Raw genomic sequence first — 16405 nt, forward strand, 5'->3', positions numbered from 1 at the left:
ACACCCGCGCGAGCCGTAAACATTCTTCCAGAGACAATACCTGTTCCCGGGGCAGAAAGGTCATTTCTTCAGCCATGCAATAGCTGCAGCGGAAATCACAGCGATCGGTTACCGAGAGCCGGATATAGCTGATGCTGCGACCGTATTTGTCGATTAGGGATTGGGCGCCAAGGGTCATGATTTACGAAAGGTCAGGTTCCTGCTTAGGGTAAAACAATACGTGTTCCAGAAAAAATGGAGCTTCAATCAATATTACAACAAGATGTGACCATGAGTAGCAAGAAAAGAAAATGCACCAAATACCCTTATTATGAGAGTTGCTTTTTGTTTTTGTTGAATATTTTACTGCCTAAGCGCAAAATCTACAAATAGGTGAATGGCGGAAAAAGCGATGGAGCATCCCAGCATATCGGTAGCGGTAATCATGGAACGCCTGAATTTGGACAACAAGTGGTGTTCTGAAAAGTGGGAGGCGAAAGGAATTATTCCTGACATCAGCGGTGGGAATAAGCAGTGGCGTGTCATATTCGAAGACTCTCAGCAAAAACAAATATTATTCCCAGGGTTCGATGTGACACTTTATAGGGATGAGGCGGAGGGCTATTATTTAAATTTGAGTTCCCCCCACCCCAAAGTTTTTGTCACATGGCGTCCCCAGGAAGATTTGGCCGTGCCACACATCGTCACTGTAAGCTATAACGAAGCCGCGCGCTGGATGGATTCCAATGAACAAGTTGATGGAGTGCCGATGCCGCTGGACATTGCCGAGTGGCTGGGTGATTACGTAAACCAAAACTACAAGCCAGAACCCAAAAAACGGCAGCGTCCCCAATCTTTTATGTCGCCTGCGCGTAGGGCCGACAAAAGTACCGGCTGAGCCATGCAAAGCAAGGAATCCTTACTGAGCAGATGGTCCCGTCTCAAAAAAGAGGCGGAGAGCCTCGCCAAGACCGAGCCGGTGAAGCCTTTGGCTAACGAGCCTAAACTGCCGCCAGTTGAACAACTCAATCTGGAATCGGATTACACTGCTTTCTTTCATCCGAAAGTGGAGGAGAAGCTGCGCCGCGAAGCGCTGCGCAAATTGTTCGGCGACCCGCATTTCAACGTCATGGATGGTCTTGATGTATATATTGACGATTACGGCAAACCCGACCCGATCCCTCCTGAGATGCTGGCACGACTGATGGAATCGAATCCGTTGCTATTTCCTCCCAGCAAGGAGCAGCCTTCTGATGAAATCCAAGAGCAAAAGAGCCAAGAAGCTCTGCCGCGCCAGCAGCCTCAACCCGCTTTGGAGTCCAAACTGGAAAATACCGAACCCAGTACTCAATCCGACGCCAAGTTAGGACAAAATGTTGCAAAAGGATAGGTTTGCTGTTGCTCAATACTTTATATGAATAGCTTCTTTTCCTAGAGTATATATTGGCTTATGGCTGTGGATAGCAAAAGAATACTGGTGTGTAACTGCAACAAGACCATGCCGCTGGATGCCAAGGCGCTTACACGCGCTTTGCAGCTCAAAACCCCAGTAGTGGTGCATCAGGAACTGTGCCGCCACCAAGCCACTGCGTTTGAAGCTGGACTTAAACAAGGCGGAGAGGTGTTGGTAGCCTGTACCCAGGAGGCGCCGCTTTTCAACGAGCTTGCCCAACAAATCGACCCGAATGCCGAAATTTCTTTCGTCAACATTCGTGAACAAGCAGGCTGGTCGGCGGACGCCGACAAAGCCACTCCTAAAATCGCGGCGCTCATAGCTGCAGCCTCGCTTCCCGAACCCGAACCGGTTCCCAGTGTTTCCTACAAATCCGCAGGGCAACTCCTGATCATTGGCCCGTCATCGGCTGCTCTTTCGTGGGCGGAACAGCTTTTCGAGCAAAGGGATGTGAGCGTGCTGCTGACCGATATAAAGGGCGGCCATGAGCTTCCGGTACGGCGGGATTATCCGGTGTATTCCGGCAAGGTCGAGGCTTTAAAGGGCTACTTGGGTGCGTTTGAGGTGTCATGGAGCCAGGTGAACCCGATTGATCTTGAAACTTGTACACGCTGCAATGCCTGTATCGAAGTCTGCCCTGAGCACGCGATTGATTACAGCTACCAGATCGATCTGGATAAGTGTAAAGCGCACCGCAAGTGTGTTGCGGCTTGTGGTGAAATCCGGGCGATTGATTTTGAGCGGCGCGATACGGTGCGCTCGGACAGCTTCGATCTGATTCTCGATTTGTCTGATGCTCCGTTGTTCACCATGCAACAGCCGCCGCAGGGTTATTTCGCGCCGGGCCGCGATCCGCTCAAATTGGCGCGCGCGGTGGCGCAACTGGCGCAAATGACGGGAGAATTCGAAAAGCCGAAATTCTTTACTTACAAGGAATCGATTTGCGCACACAGCCGTGCGGAAATCACCGGGTGTACGAAGTGCATTGACATCTGCTCGACCCGTGCTATTTTCCCCGATGGCGACCACGTTAAAGTGGAGCCGCACTTGTGTATGGGCTGCGGCGCCTGTGCCAGCGTCTGTCCCTCAGGCGCGATGGGCTACGCTTATCCCCGCGTGGCCGACTTGGGTGCCCGTATCAAAACCCTGCTGCAGACCTACCTTAATGCCGGCGGCGAGGATCCCTGTTTACTGCTGCACAATGCGACTGATGGGCGTGAGTTAATTGCCAAGCTCGGCCGCCGCGGCAAAGGCCTGCCGGCCAATGTTATCCCGCTTGAAACCTTCCATGTCGCCTCGCTGGGCATGGATGTGATGCTGGGTACGGTGGCGCTCGGCGCGTCGGGACTGATGGTGCTTTCCACCGGCAGCGAGGCGCCTCAATACAAAGTTTCACTGCAAACGCAAATGGGGTTCGCTGAAGAAATCCTGCAAGAACAGGGGTATAAGGGCGAGCATTTCCAGCTGATCGAAGCGACTGAGGTGGCGGCTTTGGAACAAGCAATATGGGGTTTCAAACCGGCGCAGGCGGTTAAACCGGCGACTTTCAACCTCTCCAACGAAAAGCGCACCACACTGGATTTTGCTTTTGACCATTTGGCCAAAAATGCCCCCGTGCCGAGAGACGAAATCCCGCTTTCAGACGGCGCTCCTTACGGCAAAATAGACGTTAATAAAGATACCTGTACCCTATGCATGGCTTGTGTCGGCGCCTGTCCGGAAAAGGCATTGCTTGACAGCAAGGAAGTGCCTCAGCTCAAGTTTATCGAGCGCAACTGCGTGCAGTGCGGGCTGTGCGAGAAAACCTGCCCTGAGCAGGCCATCAACCTTACCCCCAGATTGCTATTGACTAAGGAAGCGCGGAGTTCGAGAATACTCAATGAAGCCGAGGTTTTCGCCTGCATCCGCTGTGGAAAACCTTTTGCCACAAAGCAGATGATAAATAACATGCTTGGCAAGCTTGGTACTCATTCGATGTTCAGCGGAGGCGCCGCGCTTACCCGGTTGCAGATGTGCGCGGATTGCCGTGTCGTTGACATGATGAAAAACAAAGACGAGCTGACGATTTTTGATGTGAGGAGTTGATGAGCGTAGCAGTCGCTCCAGTCAAATTCAGTCCCCTTCCTGTGGCCCAGGAAGACGTGGCGCGTGCAGACATGTATGCGCTGATCGCGCGCCTGTTGTATGCCCCCGATGGACAATTGCTGCGGGCCATTGCCACCGCCGACGAAATCGTTGCGGAAACCGCCAACGCGCCCTTGGCAGAAGCGTGGCATGCGCTCGCTGCAGCAGCAGAGGCCTGTGACACGCAAGTCGTGAAAGACGAATATGAGAAACTGTTTATCGGAGTCGGGCGGCCCGAAGTGATGCTGTTCGGCTCATATTACCTTGCAGGCTTCATGATGGAAAAACCGCTTGCGCTGCTGCGGGATGATCTGGCGCAGATGGGGCTTGCCCGCAATGAGTCAGTGCACGAACCCGAGGACCACCTTTCCGCGCTGTGCGACGTGATGCGCTATTTGATTACCGGCGATGAAAATCGCGACGCAGCGGGCTTGGAACAGCAAAAGCAGTTTTTCGCCCGCCACATCCAAACCTGGTATCAGCGTTTTTGCGATGCTGTGCTTGAGACGGAAGCGGCAAATTTTTACAAGCACGTAGCGCGCTTTATAAAGGTTTTTTTCAATATAGAAGTTGAGTCTTTCGAAATGTTATAACTTTAAGCAGCAACGATCTTTTTGGAAGGAGACATAAAATGTCAGAAAGAAAAAGCAGATTGAGCAGGAGAAACTTCCTGCTCGCGGTTGGCGCAGGGGGTGCCGGCGCAGCGGCAGCCATGCTTGCCAAAGGCGTGCCCCAGGCCGAAACCAGTGCAGAGGCGGGGGACGAAGCCAAGCGCCAGGGCTATCATGTCTCCGAGCACATTCGCAATTACTACCGAACCACTAAAGTCTGATACATAGGAGAATTAAAATGCTGCTTACTAGAAAATCCAGCGCGGTTGCAGGAATGCCCAGCCGCCTAAGCCGCAGCTTGTCAGGCGTGATCGGCAAAACCATGGACCGGCGGACGTTCCTTAAACGCTCCGGTCTCACTGTGGGTACGGGTGCTTTTGCTAGCCAGTTGCCATTTAACATGATGATTGGCAAAGCCAGCGCTGCATCCGAAGCCAAGGGTGACGGCAAGATCCAGGTCAAGCGTACTGTGTGTACGCACTGTTCAGTCGGCTGTGCCATTGACGCCGTAGTGCAAAACGGCGTGTGGATCCGCCAGGAGCCGGTATTTGATTCGCCGCTCAACCTGGGGGCGCACTGCGCGAAAGGCGCCTCGGTGCGCGAGCACGGGCACGGCGAGCACCGTCTGAAGTATCCGATGAAGCTCGAGGGCGGCAAATGGAAACGTATTTCCTGGGATCAGGCGCTCACTGAAGTGAGCGACAAGCTGCTCAAGATTCGCAAAGAGAGCAATCCCGATGCCACCTTCTGGATCGGTTCCTCCAAATACAGCAACGAGCAGGCCTACTTGCTGTGCAAATTCGTCAGGCTGTTCGGCACCAACAACACCGACCATCAGGCGCGTATCTGCCACTCGACCACCGTGGCGGGCGTGGCCAACACCTGGGGTTATGGCGCGATGACCAACTCGTATAACGACGAGCAGAACTCCAAGATGATTCTGTTCCTCGGCAGCAACGCCTGCGAGGCGCACCCGGTTTCGATGCTGCACACGCTACATGCGAAGGAAGCGGGTGCCAAGGTGATTGTGGTTGACCCGCGCTTCACCCGCACAGCGGCCAAGGCGGACATGTATTTCCGTCACCGCTCCGGCAGCGACGTGGCGCTGATTTGGGGCCTCCTGTATCACATCTTCAAGAACGAGTGGGAGGACAAGCAATACATCCATGACCGCGTCTACGGCATGGAAAAAGTGCGCGAAGAAGTCATGAAATGGACGCCCGACAAAGTGCAGGACGTGACGGGGCTCACCGAGAAAGAGGTGTACACGATTGCCGAAGCCATGGCCAAGAACCGTCCCAGCACCATAGTGTGGGCGATGGGCCAGACCCAGCATACTATTGGCAACGCCATGGTCCGCGCAAGCTGCATCCTGCAACTTGCCTTGGGCAATGTCGGTGTCTCCGGCGGCGGCTGCAACATTTATCGCGGCCACGATAACGTGCAGGGCGCGACCGACGTCGGCCCCAATCCGGATTCGCTGCCCGGTTACTACGGCCTCGCGGAAGGCTCGTTCAAGCACTGGTGCCGGGTCTGGAACGTGGATTTTGAATGGCTGAAAAGCCAGCACGCGCCGGGCATGATGGGCAAACCAGGAATCCCGGTGTCGCGCTGGATTGACGCCGTGCTCGAGAAAAACGAGAACATCGACCAGGGTCCGAACCTGCGTGCGGTCATCTACTGGGGCCATGCCCCGAACAGCCAGTCCCGCGGCGCGGAAATGGTCGAGGCGATGAAAAAGCTTGACCTGTTGGTGGTGATTGACCCGTATCCGAGCGCGACCGCGGCAATGGCGGCCATGGTGCGGCAGGATGGCGTTTATTTGCTGCCCGCGGCCACCCAGTTCGAGACCTCTGGCAGTGTTACCGCCTCGAACCGTTCGCTGCAATGGCGTGAAAAAGTGATTGATCCGCTGTTCGAGTCGCGCACCGACCAGATGATCATGTATCAACTGGCGCAGAAGTTCGGCTTTGCCGACCAGTTTGTCGGCAAGAAGGACGGCAAGCAAAGCATCAAGCTGGTTAAAGGCAAAGGTGGCATGGACGAACCCGAGATGGAAGACACGCTGCGCGAAATCAATCGCGGCACATGGACCATCGGCTATAGCGGCCAATCGCCCGAACGCCTGCAAGCGCATATGCGCAACATGCATGTGTTCGATGTGAAGACTTTGCGCGCCAAAGGCGGCAAGGACGCCAAGACCGGTTATGTGCTGGATGGCGATTACTTCGGTCTGCCATGGCCGTGCTACGGTAATGCGGCACTCAAGCACCCAGGCACCCCCAACCTTTACGACACCTCCAAGCACATGATGGACGGCGGCGGCAACTTCCGCGCCAACTTTGGCGTCGAGAAGGATGGTGTGAATCTGCTCGCTGAAGACGGCTCGCACTCGAAGGGCGCAGACCTCACGACCGGCTATCCCGAATTCGACCACGTTCTGCTCAAGAAACTTGGCTGGTGGGACGAACTCACGGAAGAGGAGAAGAAGGAAGCTGAAGGCAGGAACTGGAAGACCGACCTCTCGGGCGGCATCATCCGCGTGGCCATGAAAAACCACGGCTGCCATCCTTTCGGCAACGCCAAGGCGCGCGCCGTGGTGTGGAACTTCCCGGATCCCGTGCCTCTGCACCGCGAGCCTTTATATTCGCCGCGGCCGGATCTGGTCGAGAAGTATCCGACCCACGACGACAAGAAAGCTTTCTGGCGGCTGCCTACGCTGTTTAAGACGATACAGCAGGCCAACAAGGATATCTCCAAGCAATATCCTCTGATCATGACCAGCGGTCGCTTGGTGGAGTACGAAGGCGGCGGCGAAGAAACCCGCTCCAACCCGTGGCTGGCCGAGCTGCAGCAGGAAATGTTCGCGGAAATCAATCCGAGGGACGCCAACGACCGCGGCATCCGCAACAACGAGTACATGTGGGTCGAATCGCCAACCAAGGCGCGCCTCAAGGTGAAGTCCCAGGTGACAGAGCGTGTCGGGCAGGGAACCGTGTTCCTGCCGTTCCACTTCTCCGGATGGTGGATGGGCAAGGACATGCTCGAATACTATCCGGAAGGCGCGCACCCGATAGTGCGTGGCGAGGCGGTCAATACTGCAACCACCTACGGATATGACGCGGTCACCATGATGCAGGAAACCAAGACCACCTTGTGTCAGGTCACCAAGGCCTAACAACCCATCATGCATATAAAGGAGCAGACAAATGGCTAGAATGAAATTTCTGTGTGATGCGGAACGCTGCATCGAATGCAATGGCTGCGTGACAGCCTGCAAAAACGAGCACGATGTTCCTTGGGGCGTGAACCGGCGCCGGGTAGTCACGATAGACGACGGCATCCCGGGAGAAAAATCCATTTCCGTGGCGTGCATGCATTGTTCGGATGCGCCGTGCATGGCAGTTTGCCCGGTGGATTGTTTTTACAAGACCGAGGATGGCATTGTGCTCCACGACAAGGACCTGTGCATCGGCTGTGGCTACTGCTTCTACGCCTGTCCGTTTGGCGCGCCGCAGTTCCCGCAGGACGGCGCGTTCGGCCTGCGTGGCAAGATGGACAAGTGCACTTATTGCGCCGGCGGGCCGGAGCAAAATTTCTCCGAAGCCGAGTTCAAGAAATACGGCCGCAACCGCATCGCTGAAGGTAAGCTTCCGGCTTGCGCTGAGATGTGCTCGACCAAGGCGCTGCTTGCCGGTGATGCCGACGTGATTTCCGATATCTATCGTACCCGCGTCACCAAGCGCGGCAAAGGCTCGGAAATCTGGGGTTGGGGCACCGCTTACGGCAGGCCCGAAAAAGCTGCGGCGCAGCCGGGAGGAAAATAATCATGAGAAAAGCCATGCTGGCATTTTTGATCGGCGCGCTCGCCATCGGTCTTTCCGGCTGCGGAGAGAAGCCGGCCGTCATCTACAAGCAGGGCAAGTATCAGGGCAAACCGGATACCCAGCCCTGGGACAACGAGCAGTTCAAGGGCGACCGGGTGGCTTGGGAAAATGCGCTGAAAGCGCGCGCGCAGGGTGAAAACGAGTACAACAGGGCCAACTAATCAACTTAAGGAGAACAACGATGAGGAGAACGGCCCTTGGCGGTTTTCTGTTGAAGCTCATGTTGGCGGTGGCGTTTTTGCTATCCAGCGACGTTGTTTCAGCCGCTGACACAGGTCAGAAAGATGCAGCGGCAGTGGCTGCTGAAAATAAAGACACCCAAGCCCAACGCCAGTTAGTTCAACCTTATAACAATGCCCCGATTTGGCGTGAAGTGCGCTCCGGGGAGGAGAACTTCACCACTGTGAGGGGCGTGGAAACCGGTGTACTGGTGCAATCCGGCGGCGAGACGTGGCGCGAACTGCGTAACGGTCCGGTTACTTTTTACGGGGGCATCCTGCTGATTGCGGTGCCGGTGCTGATTTACCTTTATTTCCATATATACGGTGCGCTCAAGCTGCACGACAAACCCACCGGCCGTATGATCCAGCGCTTCAGCGATTGGGAGCGGGTGGTGCATTGGTCCACTGCGATCAGCTTCGTGGTGCTGGCAATCACCGGGGTCATCATTTTATTTGGTAAGCACGTGATTCTGCCGATCTTCGGCTACACCTTGTTTTCCTGGCTCGCCATTCTCGCGAAAAACCTCCACAACTTTGTCGGACCGCTGTTCATTTTCTGCGTGGCGACGATGTTCGTGACTTTCATCAAGGATAATCTATGGAAAGCGAATGATTTCCTATGGTTCAAGAAAGCGGGCGGCATGTTTAGCAAGGAGCACGTGCCCTCCGACCGCTTCAATGCCGGCGAGAAATCGTGGTTCTGGTTCGGCGTGTTTCTGTTGAGCATTATTGTCGTTGTGACCGGGCTTATTCTGGATTTCCCGAACTTTGAGCAAGGGCGCGCCGTGATGCAGCAGGCCAACGTAATTCACGCGGTCATTGCGGTCATTTTCATTGCCGCTTCGCTAGGGCACATCTACATGGGCACGTTGGGAGTGGAAGGCGCTTACGAATCGATGCGTAACGGCACAGTTGATGAAACTTGGGCCAAGGAGCATCACGAACTCTGGTACAACGATATCAAGTCCGGCAAGATTGCCCAAAAACCTATAGGTGCAGCGGGTGCAGCGCGGGCCAGGCCGTAATTATTTTGATTATCGGGGGGAAAGAATGAGAAAACTAGCTGAAGTAATTATCTGCGGCTTGACGCTGGTGTTTTTGAGCACCGGTTTGGCTTATGCCAAGCTGCCTCCGCCTTCGGAAGAAGCGAAAGCCAAGGCGGCGGAAGCCAAGGCCAAGGCCGATCACGGCGACAAGGTTGGCGCTTACAAGCTATGCTTGACTCAAAACCGCGTCGCCGAGCACTACCTGAAAGCAAAAGGCGTGAAGCCTGAATTATCTGCCTGCCAGGATCCGGGGCCTTTCGGAGCAGCGCCGGCGCCAGATGCTAAGTCAGCGCAAGCCGCTCCGCAACAAAAAAAATAAGGCAAATCTCAGATTTGCATAAAAGCCCGGGTCAATCCCGGGCTTTTGTTTGAAATTAAACTAGGCCGTTGAGGACTTGCACTTCAACCAGAGTACCGGGAGCGACATTGCCCTGGGATTCGGGCAGGATGATGAAGCAGTTCGCTTCGGACATCGAGCGCAAAATTCCCGAGCCCTGTTCTCCGGTGACGCGTACGCTCCAGGTGCCGTTGGTGTCCCGGCTCAATATACCGCGCTGGAATTCGGTGCGCCCGGGCGCTTTTTTCAACGCGCTCACGCAAGTGGCTTTGAGTGTGGGAATAGCATAATCGTCCTTGCGCCCCATCAGGATCAGCAGCGCCTCGCGTACGAACTGGTAAAACGTGACCATGACCGACACCGGGTTGCCGGGCAGGCCAAAAAAATGCGCCTGGCCGATTTTGCCGTAAGCCAGCGGTCTTCCGGGTTTCATCGCGATTTTCCAGAACACCACTTCGCCCAGCCGGCTAAGCAGCTCTTTGATGTAATCCGCTTCTCCCACAGAAACGCCGCCGCTGGTGATCACCACATCCGCTGTGGCCGCTGCTTCGCTTAACGCTCGTTCCAAGCTGGCCGGATCATCCTTGACCACGCCCATGTCTAAAACTTCCGCGCCCAAACGCCTGAGCATGCCGTATATCGTGTAGCGGTTGCTGTCGTAAATCTGGCCTTCTTCGAGCAGACTGCCTATTGAACGCAATTCATCGCCGGTGGAAAAAAAAGCCACGCGCAGGCGCCGGTGTACCGTGATTTCTGCAATGCCGAGGGAAGCAATCAGTCCCAGCTCGGCAGGGCGGATGTGCTTTCCAGTTTTGAGCACGACCTGGCCGATAGCGAGATCTTCGCCTGCCTGGCGGATGTTTTGCCCCTGCTTATGGCCCGCGTCGAAGCGGATGTCATGACCTTGGGCACGGGCATGTTCCTGCATGATGACGGTGTCGGTTCCTTGCGGTAGCACCGCGCCGGTCATGATGCGCACGCACTCCTTTTCACTCACTTTGCCGGTATAGGGTTTGCCGGCAAAAGCGATGCCGGCCAGGCGCAACACGGTTTCGCCGCTCGCGTTCAAATCTTTGAAGCGCACTGCATAGCCGTCCATTGCCGAATTGACATGCGCGGGCACATTGAAGGGGGAGATTATGTCTTCGGCCAGAACCCGCCCCAGCGCGGCACGGATATTGACCTTCTCCGTGCCGGTGATGGGGTTGAGATAAGCCTGGATAAATTCGCGCGCCTTGGCCACCGCCATCGAGTTTGGATCGTAATCGTCGGCGCAACTCAGTTCACGCAGGGATTTTGCCGGGCTGGGCATCAACTCGCTCCTTGTTTTATAGGGTCATAGCGGGTTATTTTATTGCATCCAGCAGGGCGGGAGCCAAGCCAGTATAGAGGGCGGAACTAGCCTCCCGTGATAGACATGAAGCGGACGATTTTGGGGGTGGGGAGATAGACATTGAAGTCATGGCCCTTGGGCTTGATACCCATCGTCTCGATGATACTGGTGCGCAATGGCGCATCATCCCCCGGGTGAGCGCGCAATACCGGCAGCAGGTTCACCGCGTCATTTTGTCCCAGGCACGGGTATAACTCGCCGGTGCAGGTAATCCGCACCCGGTTGCAGGATTCGCAGAAGTTGTGCGAGTGGGGGGAGATGAAGCCCACCTTGGTTTTTGCCCCGGGGATGCGCCAGTACCGCGCAGGCCCTCCGGTGGTTTCTGCTGAACTCACCAGATTAAAGCGTTCCTGCAATAAGGGCAGCGCCTCATCCTGGCTGAAATAGGTATTAGCGCGGAGATGATCCACTTCTCCCAAGGGCATTTCCTCGATAAAGGAGATATCGAGATCCTCTTTAAGCGCAAACCGCACCAAATCCACCAACTCATCATCGTTAACTCCCCGCAGCATCACGCAATTGAGCTTAATGCCCGTAAAGCCTGCGACTTGGGCGGCCTGAATGCCGCGCAGCACCTTGGACAGATCCCCCACCCGAGTCAGGGCCTTAAACCGCTCAGGTTTAAGACTATCCAGACTGATGTTCACGCGTTTGACCCCCGCCGCCTGGATGGCTTGGGCCATTTTGTCAAGCTGTGAGCCGTTGGTGGTTAACACCAGCTCTTTTAACCCCGGGAGCTCCCCCAACGCCTCTAACAGCCACAGCACGTTCTTTCTCACCAGCGGCTCGCCCCCGGTAATGCGCACCTTGGTCACGCCTAAGCCCACAAAGACGCGGGCAAGCCGCAGGCACTCTTCCAGGGATAACACCTGTTCCCGGGGCAGAAAGGTCATCTCTTCGGCCATGCAATAGCTGCAGCGGAAATCACAGCGATCGGTTACCGAGAGCCGGATATAGCTGATGCTGCGACCGTATTTGTCGATTAATTGGGGGGCGGAGGATGGCATTGGGATTTAACTTTAACTGATGCTTGAATTGTAAGCGATATGTTGCGCTAACGCCATAGCAAAATGACTCGCGGTCGGGCTTTTGCAGCACCACAACGTGGCATCACAGGCTGGAACTTAAGAACAAATTGGCAGCAATGGTTAGAATATCGCACCTGTTTAATTTTGCAACAGAAAATACTGTTTTATTATTAATTTGTGGATCTCGCACAGCCGCCCGCACCCGAATAACACTGTCATGAAAATTGGGCGCAATACAAATATGCAGCTGATTTCAAAAGTGCTAGGATAATAATCAACCGCGGATGTGTCCACTACCAGACTTTTGTCCGTAGAGCAGGCTGCGTCGTTCATTAACCAGAGCCGCGGGCTATGCTATCGATTGCAGGCGAGGAATCGTTGATGCGGCGGCTGCCAAAGGGTCACTTTCGCGGTACTACATCTATCCATTAGAGGAGGTTGACAGTTATGAGCGCAGTCCTGGAAGATATTTTCGTGTCAAAACCGGTCTCGCAGTTCCTGCGCGGGCCGAAGAAGATGTTAATCGACGGTAAGTGGGTGTCCGCGGTGTCCGGCAAGACGTTTGCGGTCACCAACCCCTCCACCGGCGAAGTGATCACCCATGTTGCGGAAGGCGATAAAGCGGATGTCGATGCCGCTGTTAAGGCCGCCCGCCGCGCCTTTGAGTCGGGTCCTTGGGCGTCGATGACGCCGTCGGAACGCGGCAAGCTGATCTGGAAGATCGGCGAACTGATCACCAAGTATCTCGACGAGTTTGCTGAACTTGAATCTCTAGACAACGGCAAGCCGATCAGCGTCGCCCGCGCCGCTGACGTACCTCTGGCTGCCGACATGTTCCACTATATGGCCGGTTGGGCCACCAAGATCGAGGGCAAGACCATCCCGCTGTCCGTTCTTTACACACCCGGCGTCCAATACCATTCCTACACGCGTCCGGAGCCGATTGGTGTTGTCGGCCAGATCATTCCCTGGAACTTCCCGTTGCTGATGGCTGCCTGGAAGCTGGCGCCGGTATTGGCGACCGGCTGTACGGTCGTGCTGAAGGTAGCCGAGGAGACTCCGCTTTCCGCCTTGCGTCTCGGTGAGGTCCTGCAGGAGGCAGGGCTGCCGGACGGCGTAGTGAACATCATCACCGGCTTTGGCGAGACGGCTGGTGCGGCACTCGCGGCGCATCCCGGCATCGAGAAAGTGGCTTTCACGGGCTCCACGGAAGTGGGCAAGCTGATCGTCAAAGCCGCTGCCAATGACCTGAAAAAGGTTACCCTCGAGCTGGGTGGCAAGTCGCCGAATATCGTCCTCAGGGATGCGGATCTGGACATCGCTATCCCCGGTGCGGCTAGCGCCATCTTCTTCAACCACGGGCAGAGTTGCTGCGCGGGCTCCCGTTTGTACGTAGAGAAGGTGGTTTTCGACAAGGTGGTCGAGGGGGTGGCCGAGTACGCCAAGAACATCAAGCTGGGGCCCGGACTCGATCCGACCACGCAGATGGGACCAATGGTCTCCGACATCCAACAGAACCGTGTCTGCGGCTACCTGGAGTCCGCCTTGAAGGAAGGTGCCAAAGCGATCGCCGGCGGCAAACGCATGCCGGGTAATGGTTACTTCGTCGAACCTACGGTCCTGGTGGATACCAAGCCGAACATGAAGGTCGTGCAGGAAGAGATCTTCGGGCCGGTCGTGACCGCCATGCCGTTCAAAGAGCTGGATGCGGACCTCGTACGGCAAGCCAACGATACGGTGTACGGACTGGCGGCAGGTATCTGGACGCGCGACGTGAGTCGGGCCCACACTCTCGCTGCGCAGTTGAAGGCCGGCACGGTCTGGGTCAACTGCTACAGCATCTTCGATTCAGCGTTGCCGTTCGGCGGTTACAAACAGTCGGGTTGGGGCCGCGAGATGGGCGAGGCTGTGCTCTCTAACTACATCGAGACCAAAGCCGTTACCGTCCGGCTGTAGTCACAGGTTCATCGCCAGTTCATCGGCGAACGCTCTAAGCGGGCTGTCTGGTCGACAGCCCGCTTTTTTGTAGACCGTTGGAGAAATGGGGTCGGAGTGAGCTGTCCCGGGTTGTACGGACGGTTTAATCAGGATACACCTTTCATCTGCTCGAACTGCACGGGGCTCACATATCCGAGCGTCTGGTGCAAGCGCTGACGGTTGTAGAAGATCTCGATGTAATCGAGGACCGCCGCGCGCGCTGCAAATGGGGGCGGGATTTATCGGCTGCATCATCTTGGAAGCGCTAGCTTCGCGCGGCGTGGAGCTTACCGTGATGGAAATGGGTAACCGCATGGTACCGCGTAAGATGACCGAGGGCGCGGGAAGCCTCATCAAGAAATGGTGCGAAAAGAAAGGCGTGATCGAGTTCCTCAAAGGCAGCGGCATCGCCTGCGATGCCGGCATACAGGTTGACGATTCCATGTAGACTAGCGTACCTGGCGTGTATGCGGCAGGAGATGTGGCGCAAGCGACGGAGTTTTATACCGGCGCACAACTGGTGAATGCGATTCAGCCAAACGCAGCCGACCAGGCGCGCATCGCTGCGCTCAACATGGCGGGTAAGGCCACCTGCTCGCAAGGGACTATGGCCATCAACGTGCTGAATACGCTGGGCCTCATTTCCTCCTCCTTCGGGCAGTGGATGGGCGTAAAAGGGGGTGAGCACACCGAACTGGTGGACGAGGAAAATTTCCGCTACATGCACCTGGAATTCAAGGACGATATTCTCGTTGGCGCAACCAGCTTGGGACTCACTCAACATGTGGGGGTTATTCGCGGCCTGATCCAGGGTAAAATACGCTTGGGTGCATGGAAAGAGCATCTGCTCAAGGACCCGACGCGCATCATGCAAGCCTATCTCGCTTGCACGCAGGGGTCGAACTTCAAGATCGCTGCATGAAAATCAAGTTCAAGCTGTTTGCCACGCTTGCCGACCACCTGCCGCAACCTTCGAAAACCAATACCGTTGAGCTCGAAATTGCGGCGGACTCCACGATTTAATCCATCATCGATCAGTTCCAGCTTCCTGGGAAACTGGTGCATTTGGTGCTGGTGAACGGCTTTTACGTTTACCCCACCGAACGCACCACACGCAACTTGAAAGACGGCGATGTGCTGGCAATCTGGCCGCCCATCGCTGGCGGATAACATGTCGGGTAAGTTCCGTCTGGTGCGTGAAATAACCAAGCGTTTAGTGCTGGTTTTACGGGCTGATCCTAGGGAAAACTTTTCTGATTGAAGTGAATTCGCCGGCGCGCGAAGCATCATAGCCCGGCAAGCGGGCGATCATATTTTTGAACTCGCTGCTTTGCATCGCCAAGATCAGCTGCTTGACTGCCGGTTGGAGCAGGCTTTGCTGGCGGGCAATTAGGAAATACCGCTCGCTGGCGAGCGGCACAAAATCCAGATCGAATTGCTTCGCTGCCGCTTCTATGCCCATGCCTGCGTCGGCCTTGCCGCTGGCAACTGTGGCGGCCACCGCGGCGTGCGTAAATTCCTCATGCTGAATGCCTTGAATCTGTCCCTGTTTGATTCCGGCTTGATCCAACAGCATATCCAGCAGCAGGCGTGTTCCTGAACCCTGCTGACGGTTGACGAAGCGGACCTCGGGTTTGGCAAGATCGCCCAAGTCATAAATCTGCCTGGGATTGCCCGGGGCCAGCATCAAACCTTGCTGGCGGGTGACGAATTCAATCAGTTTTTCACTTCGGGGCCGCAGCCACTTACGATAACGGAGCAACAGGTTTTTGCTTACGCCGTGTTCGGGCAGGTGAAAGCCGGCGAGATCGCATTGCGAGCGCGCCAGCGAGGCCAGGCAATCCAGGCTGCCGCGGAATTGCAAATCCAGGCGAGGACCGTTTTGCGTCTGGTTCAGGATATCGCGCAGTTCCGATAAAGCGAGATCGTGGCTTGCGTGGATGCGCAGTGTGGAGCGACCGGCATTGAAAGTTTCGTTAAGCTCCTGCTCGAGCTCCGAAGCCAGGCTTTCCAATTGCGGCCCCAGCCGGGCTTTGACGCGCTGGTCGGCCCACAGCAGTTTCTCGCCGAATGGGGTCAATCGCGCACCACGGCCACGCTCCAGAATCGCAAGCGGCTGACCCAGCATTTCCGACCATTTTCCGATCTGGTTCCATAAATGGCGGTAGGAGAGGCCGATTATCGGAGCCGCTTTATTGAGCGAACCGGTACGGTGTATGGCCTCCAGCAAGCGAAAAATTTGCGGGTCGTAATGTTGCGCAAAAACACTACCCAAAGACCACTGGCAGTTGAGCTTGACTTGAATCATTATGAATATAAATTCATATTTAGTTATGAATTCATAACTAA

At 55.7% G+C, this 16405-nt stretch carries 17 protein-coding genes and 1 pseudogene; 14 read left to right on the forward strand and 4 right to left on the reverse strand.

Annotated elements, in window-relative coordinates:
* The first annotated feature begins 376 nt into the window (after nucleotides 1–376).
* The 10 genes from VHE58_09215 to VHE58_09260 all read left to right on the forward strand — a co-directional run bounded on the left by VHE58_09215 (nucleotide 377) and on the right by VHE58_09260 (nucleotide 9640).
* Nucleotides 377–877 (forward strand): DUF3305 domain-containing protein, encoded by a 501-nt coding sequence (locus VHE58_09215; protein HVS27455.1) that lies wholly within the window; start codon nucleotides 377–379, stop codon nucleotides 875–877.
* Nucleotides 878–880: 3 nt separating this feature from the next.
* The gene (locus tag VHE58_09220) at nucleotides 881–1369 is read left to right on the forward strand and encodes a DUF3306 domain-containing protein (protein ID HVS27456.1); all 489 of its coding nucleotides are present in this window, start codon (nucleotides 881–883) and stop codon (nucleotides 1367–1369) included.
* A gap of 108 nt (nucleotides 1370–1477) precedes the next feature.
* Entirely contained in the window at nucleotides 1478–3517 is a 2040-nt protein-coding gene (locus VHE58_09225; GenBank protein HVS27457.1) for a 4Fe-4S binding protein, read from the forward strand.
* The gene (locus tag VHE58_09230; protein HVS27458.1) at nucleotides 3517–4149 is read left to right on the forward strand and encodes a molecular chaperone TorD family protein; all 633 of its coding nucleotides are present in this window, start codon (nucleotides 3517–3519) and stop codon (nucleotides 4147–4149) included. The genes VHE58_09225 and VHE58_09230 overlap by 1 nt, the downstream gene beginning before the upstream one ends.
* 38 nt (nucleotides 4150–4187) lie before the next feature.
* Nucleotides 4188–4388: a twin-arginine translocation signal domain-containing protein gene (locus tag VHE58_09235; protein ID HVS27459.1), complete on the forward strand. Its 201-nt coding sequence runs from the start codon at nucleotides 4188–4190 to the stop codon at nucleotides 4386–4388.
* 17 nt (nucleotides 4389–4405) lie between these two features.
* Complete coding sequence (locus VHE58_09240) at nucleotides 4406–7345, forward strand: formate dehydrogenase subunit alpha (protein HVS27460.1); 2940 nt, start codon at nucleotides 4406–4408, stop codon at nucleotides 7343–7345.
* Between the two features lie 31 nt (nucleotides 7346–7376).
* Nucleotides 7377–7994 (forward strand): formate dehydrogenase FDH3 subunit beta, encoded by a 618-nt coding sequence (gene fdh3B / locus VHE58_09245; protein HVS27461.1) that lies wholly within the window; start codon nucleotides 7377–7379, stop codon nucleotides 7992–7994.
* Nucleotides 7995–7996: 2 nt separating this feature from the next.
* Nucleotides 7997–8215 carry a hypothetical protein gene (locus tag VHE58_09250; GenBank protein HVS27462.1) on the forward strand — a complete coding sequence of 73 codons (219 nt, stop codon included), beginning with the start codon at nucleotides 7997–7999 and terminating at the stop codon, nucleotides 8213–8215.
* A 20-nt stretch (nucleotides 8216–8235) separates the two neighbouring features.
* Nucleotides 8236–9300: a formate dehydrogenase subunit gamma gene (locus VHE58_09255; protein ID HVS27463.1), complete on the forward strand. Its 1065-nt coding sequence runs from the start codon at nucleotides 8236–8238 to the stop codon at nucleotides 9298–9300.
* Between the two features lie 25 nt (nucleotides 9301–9325).
* The gene (locus VHE58_09260; GenBank protein ID HVS27464.1) at nucleotides 9326–9640 is read left to right on the forward strand and encodes a hypothetical protein; all 315 of its coding nucleotides are present in this window, start codon (nucleotides 9326–9328) and stop codon (nucleotides 9638–9640) included.
* A 55-nt stretch (nucleotides 9641–9695) separates the two neighbouring features.
* Here the strand turns inward: VHE58_09260 and glp are convergent, their stop codons facing one another.
* Together glp and moaA are read right to left on the reverse strand one after the other, a co-directional pair.
* Nucleotides 9696–10970 (reverse strand): gephyrin-like molybdotransferase Glp, encoded by a 1275-nt coding sequence (glp, locus tag VHE58_09265; GenBank protein ID HVS27465.1) that lies wholly within the window; start codon nucleotides 10968–10970, stop codon nucleotides 9696–9698.
* A gap of 86 nt (nucleotides 10971–11056) precedes the next feature.
* A complete protein-coding gene (gene moaA / locus VHE58_09270; GenBank protein ID HVS27466.1) occupies nucleotides 11057–12058 on the reverse strand; it encodes a GTP 3',8-cyclase MoaA in 1002 nt (333 codons plus the stop codon).
* A 468-nt stretch (nucleotides 12059–12526) separates the two neighbouring features.
* Here moaA and VHE58_09275 point away from each other — a divergent pair, with 468 nt between their 5' ends.
* Nucleotides 12527–14035 carry an aldehyde dehydrogenase family protein gene (locus VHE58_09275; protein HVS27467.1) on the forward strand — a complete coding sequence of 503 codons (1509 nt, stop codon included), beginning with the start codon at nucleotides 12527–12529 and terminating at the stop codon, nucleotides 14033–14035.
* A gap of 128 nt (nucleotides 14036–14163) precedes the next feature.
* Here the strand turns inward: VHE58_09275 and VHE58_09280 are convergent.
* Nucleotides 14164–14277 (reverse strand): annotated as a pseudogene (locus VHE58_09280) (IS3 family transposase).
* A gap of 5 nt (nucleotides 14278–14282) precedes the next feature.
* Between VHE58_09280 and VHE58_09285 the strand changes: the two are divergent.
* The 3 genes from VHE58_09285 (at nucleotide 14283) to VHE58_09295 (ending at nucleotide 15226) form a co-directional block, all read left to right on the forward strand.
* Complete coding sequence (locus tag VHE58_09285) at nucleotides 14283–14504, forward strand: NAD-binding protein (GenBank protein ID HVS27468.1); 222 nt, start codon at nucleotides 14283–14285, stop codon at nucleotides 14502–14504.
* 33 nt (nucleotides 14505–14537) lie between these two features.
* Nucleotides 14538–14978 carry a hypothetical protein gene (locus VHE58_09290; protein HVS27469.1) on the forward strand — a complete coding sequence of 147 codons (441 nt, stop codon included), beginning with the start codon at nucleotides 14538–14540 and terminating at the stop codon, nucleotides 14976–14978.
* A 137-nt stretch (nucleotides 14979–15115) separates the two neighbouring features.
* Nucleotides 15116–15226: a MoaD/ThiS family protein gene (locus VHE58_09295; protein HVS27470.1), complete on the forward strand. Its 111-nt coding sequence runs from the start codon at nucleotides 15116–15118 to the stop codon at nucleotides 15224–15226.
* A gap of 55 nt (nucleotides 15227–15281) precedes the next feature.
* Here the strand turns inward: VHE58_09295 and VHE58_09300 are convergent, their stop codons facing one another.
* Entirely contained in the window at nucleotides 15282–16364 is a 1083-nt protein-coding gene (locus VHE58_09300; GenBank protein ID HVS27471.1) for a substrate-binding domain-containing protein, read from the reverse strand.
* Nucleotides 16365–16405 lie beyond the last annotated feature (41 nt).

The organism is Burkholderiales bacterium (genome assembly GCA_035543335.1).
Classification (GTDB): Bacteria; Pseudomonadota; Gammaproteobacteria; order Burkholderiales; family JAHFRG01; genus JAHFRG01.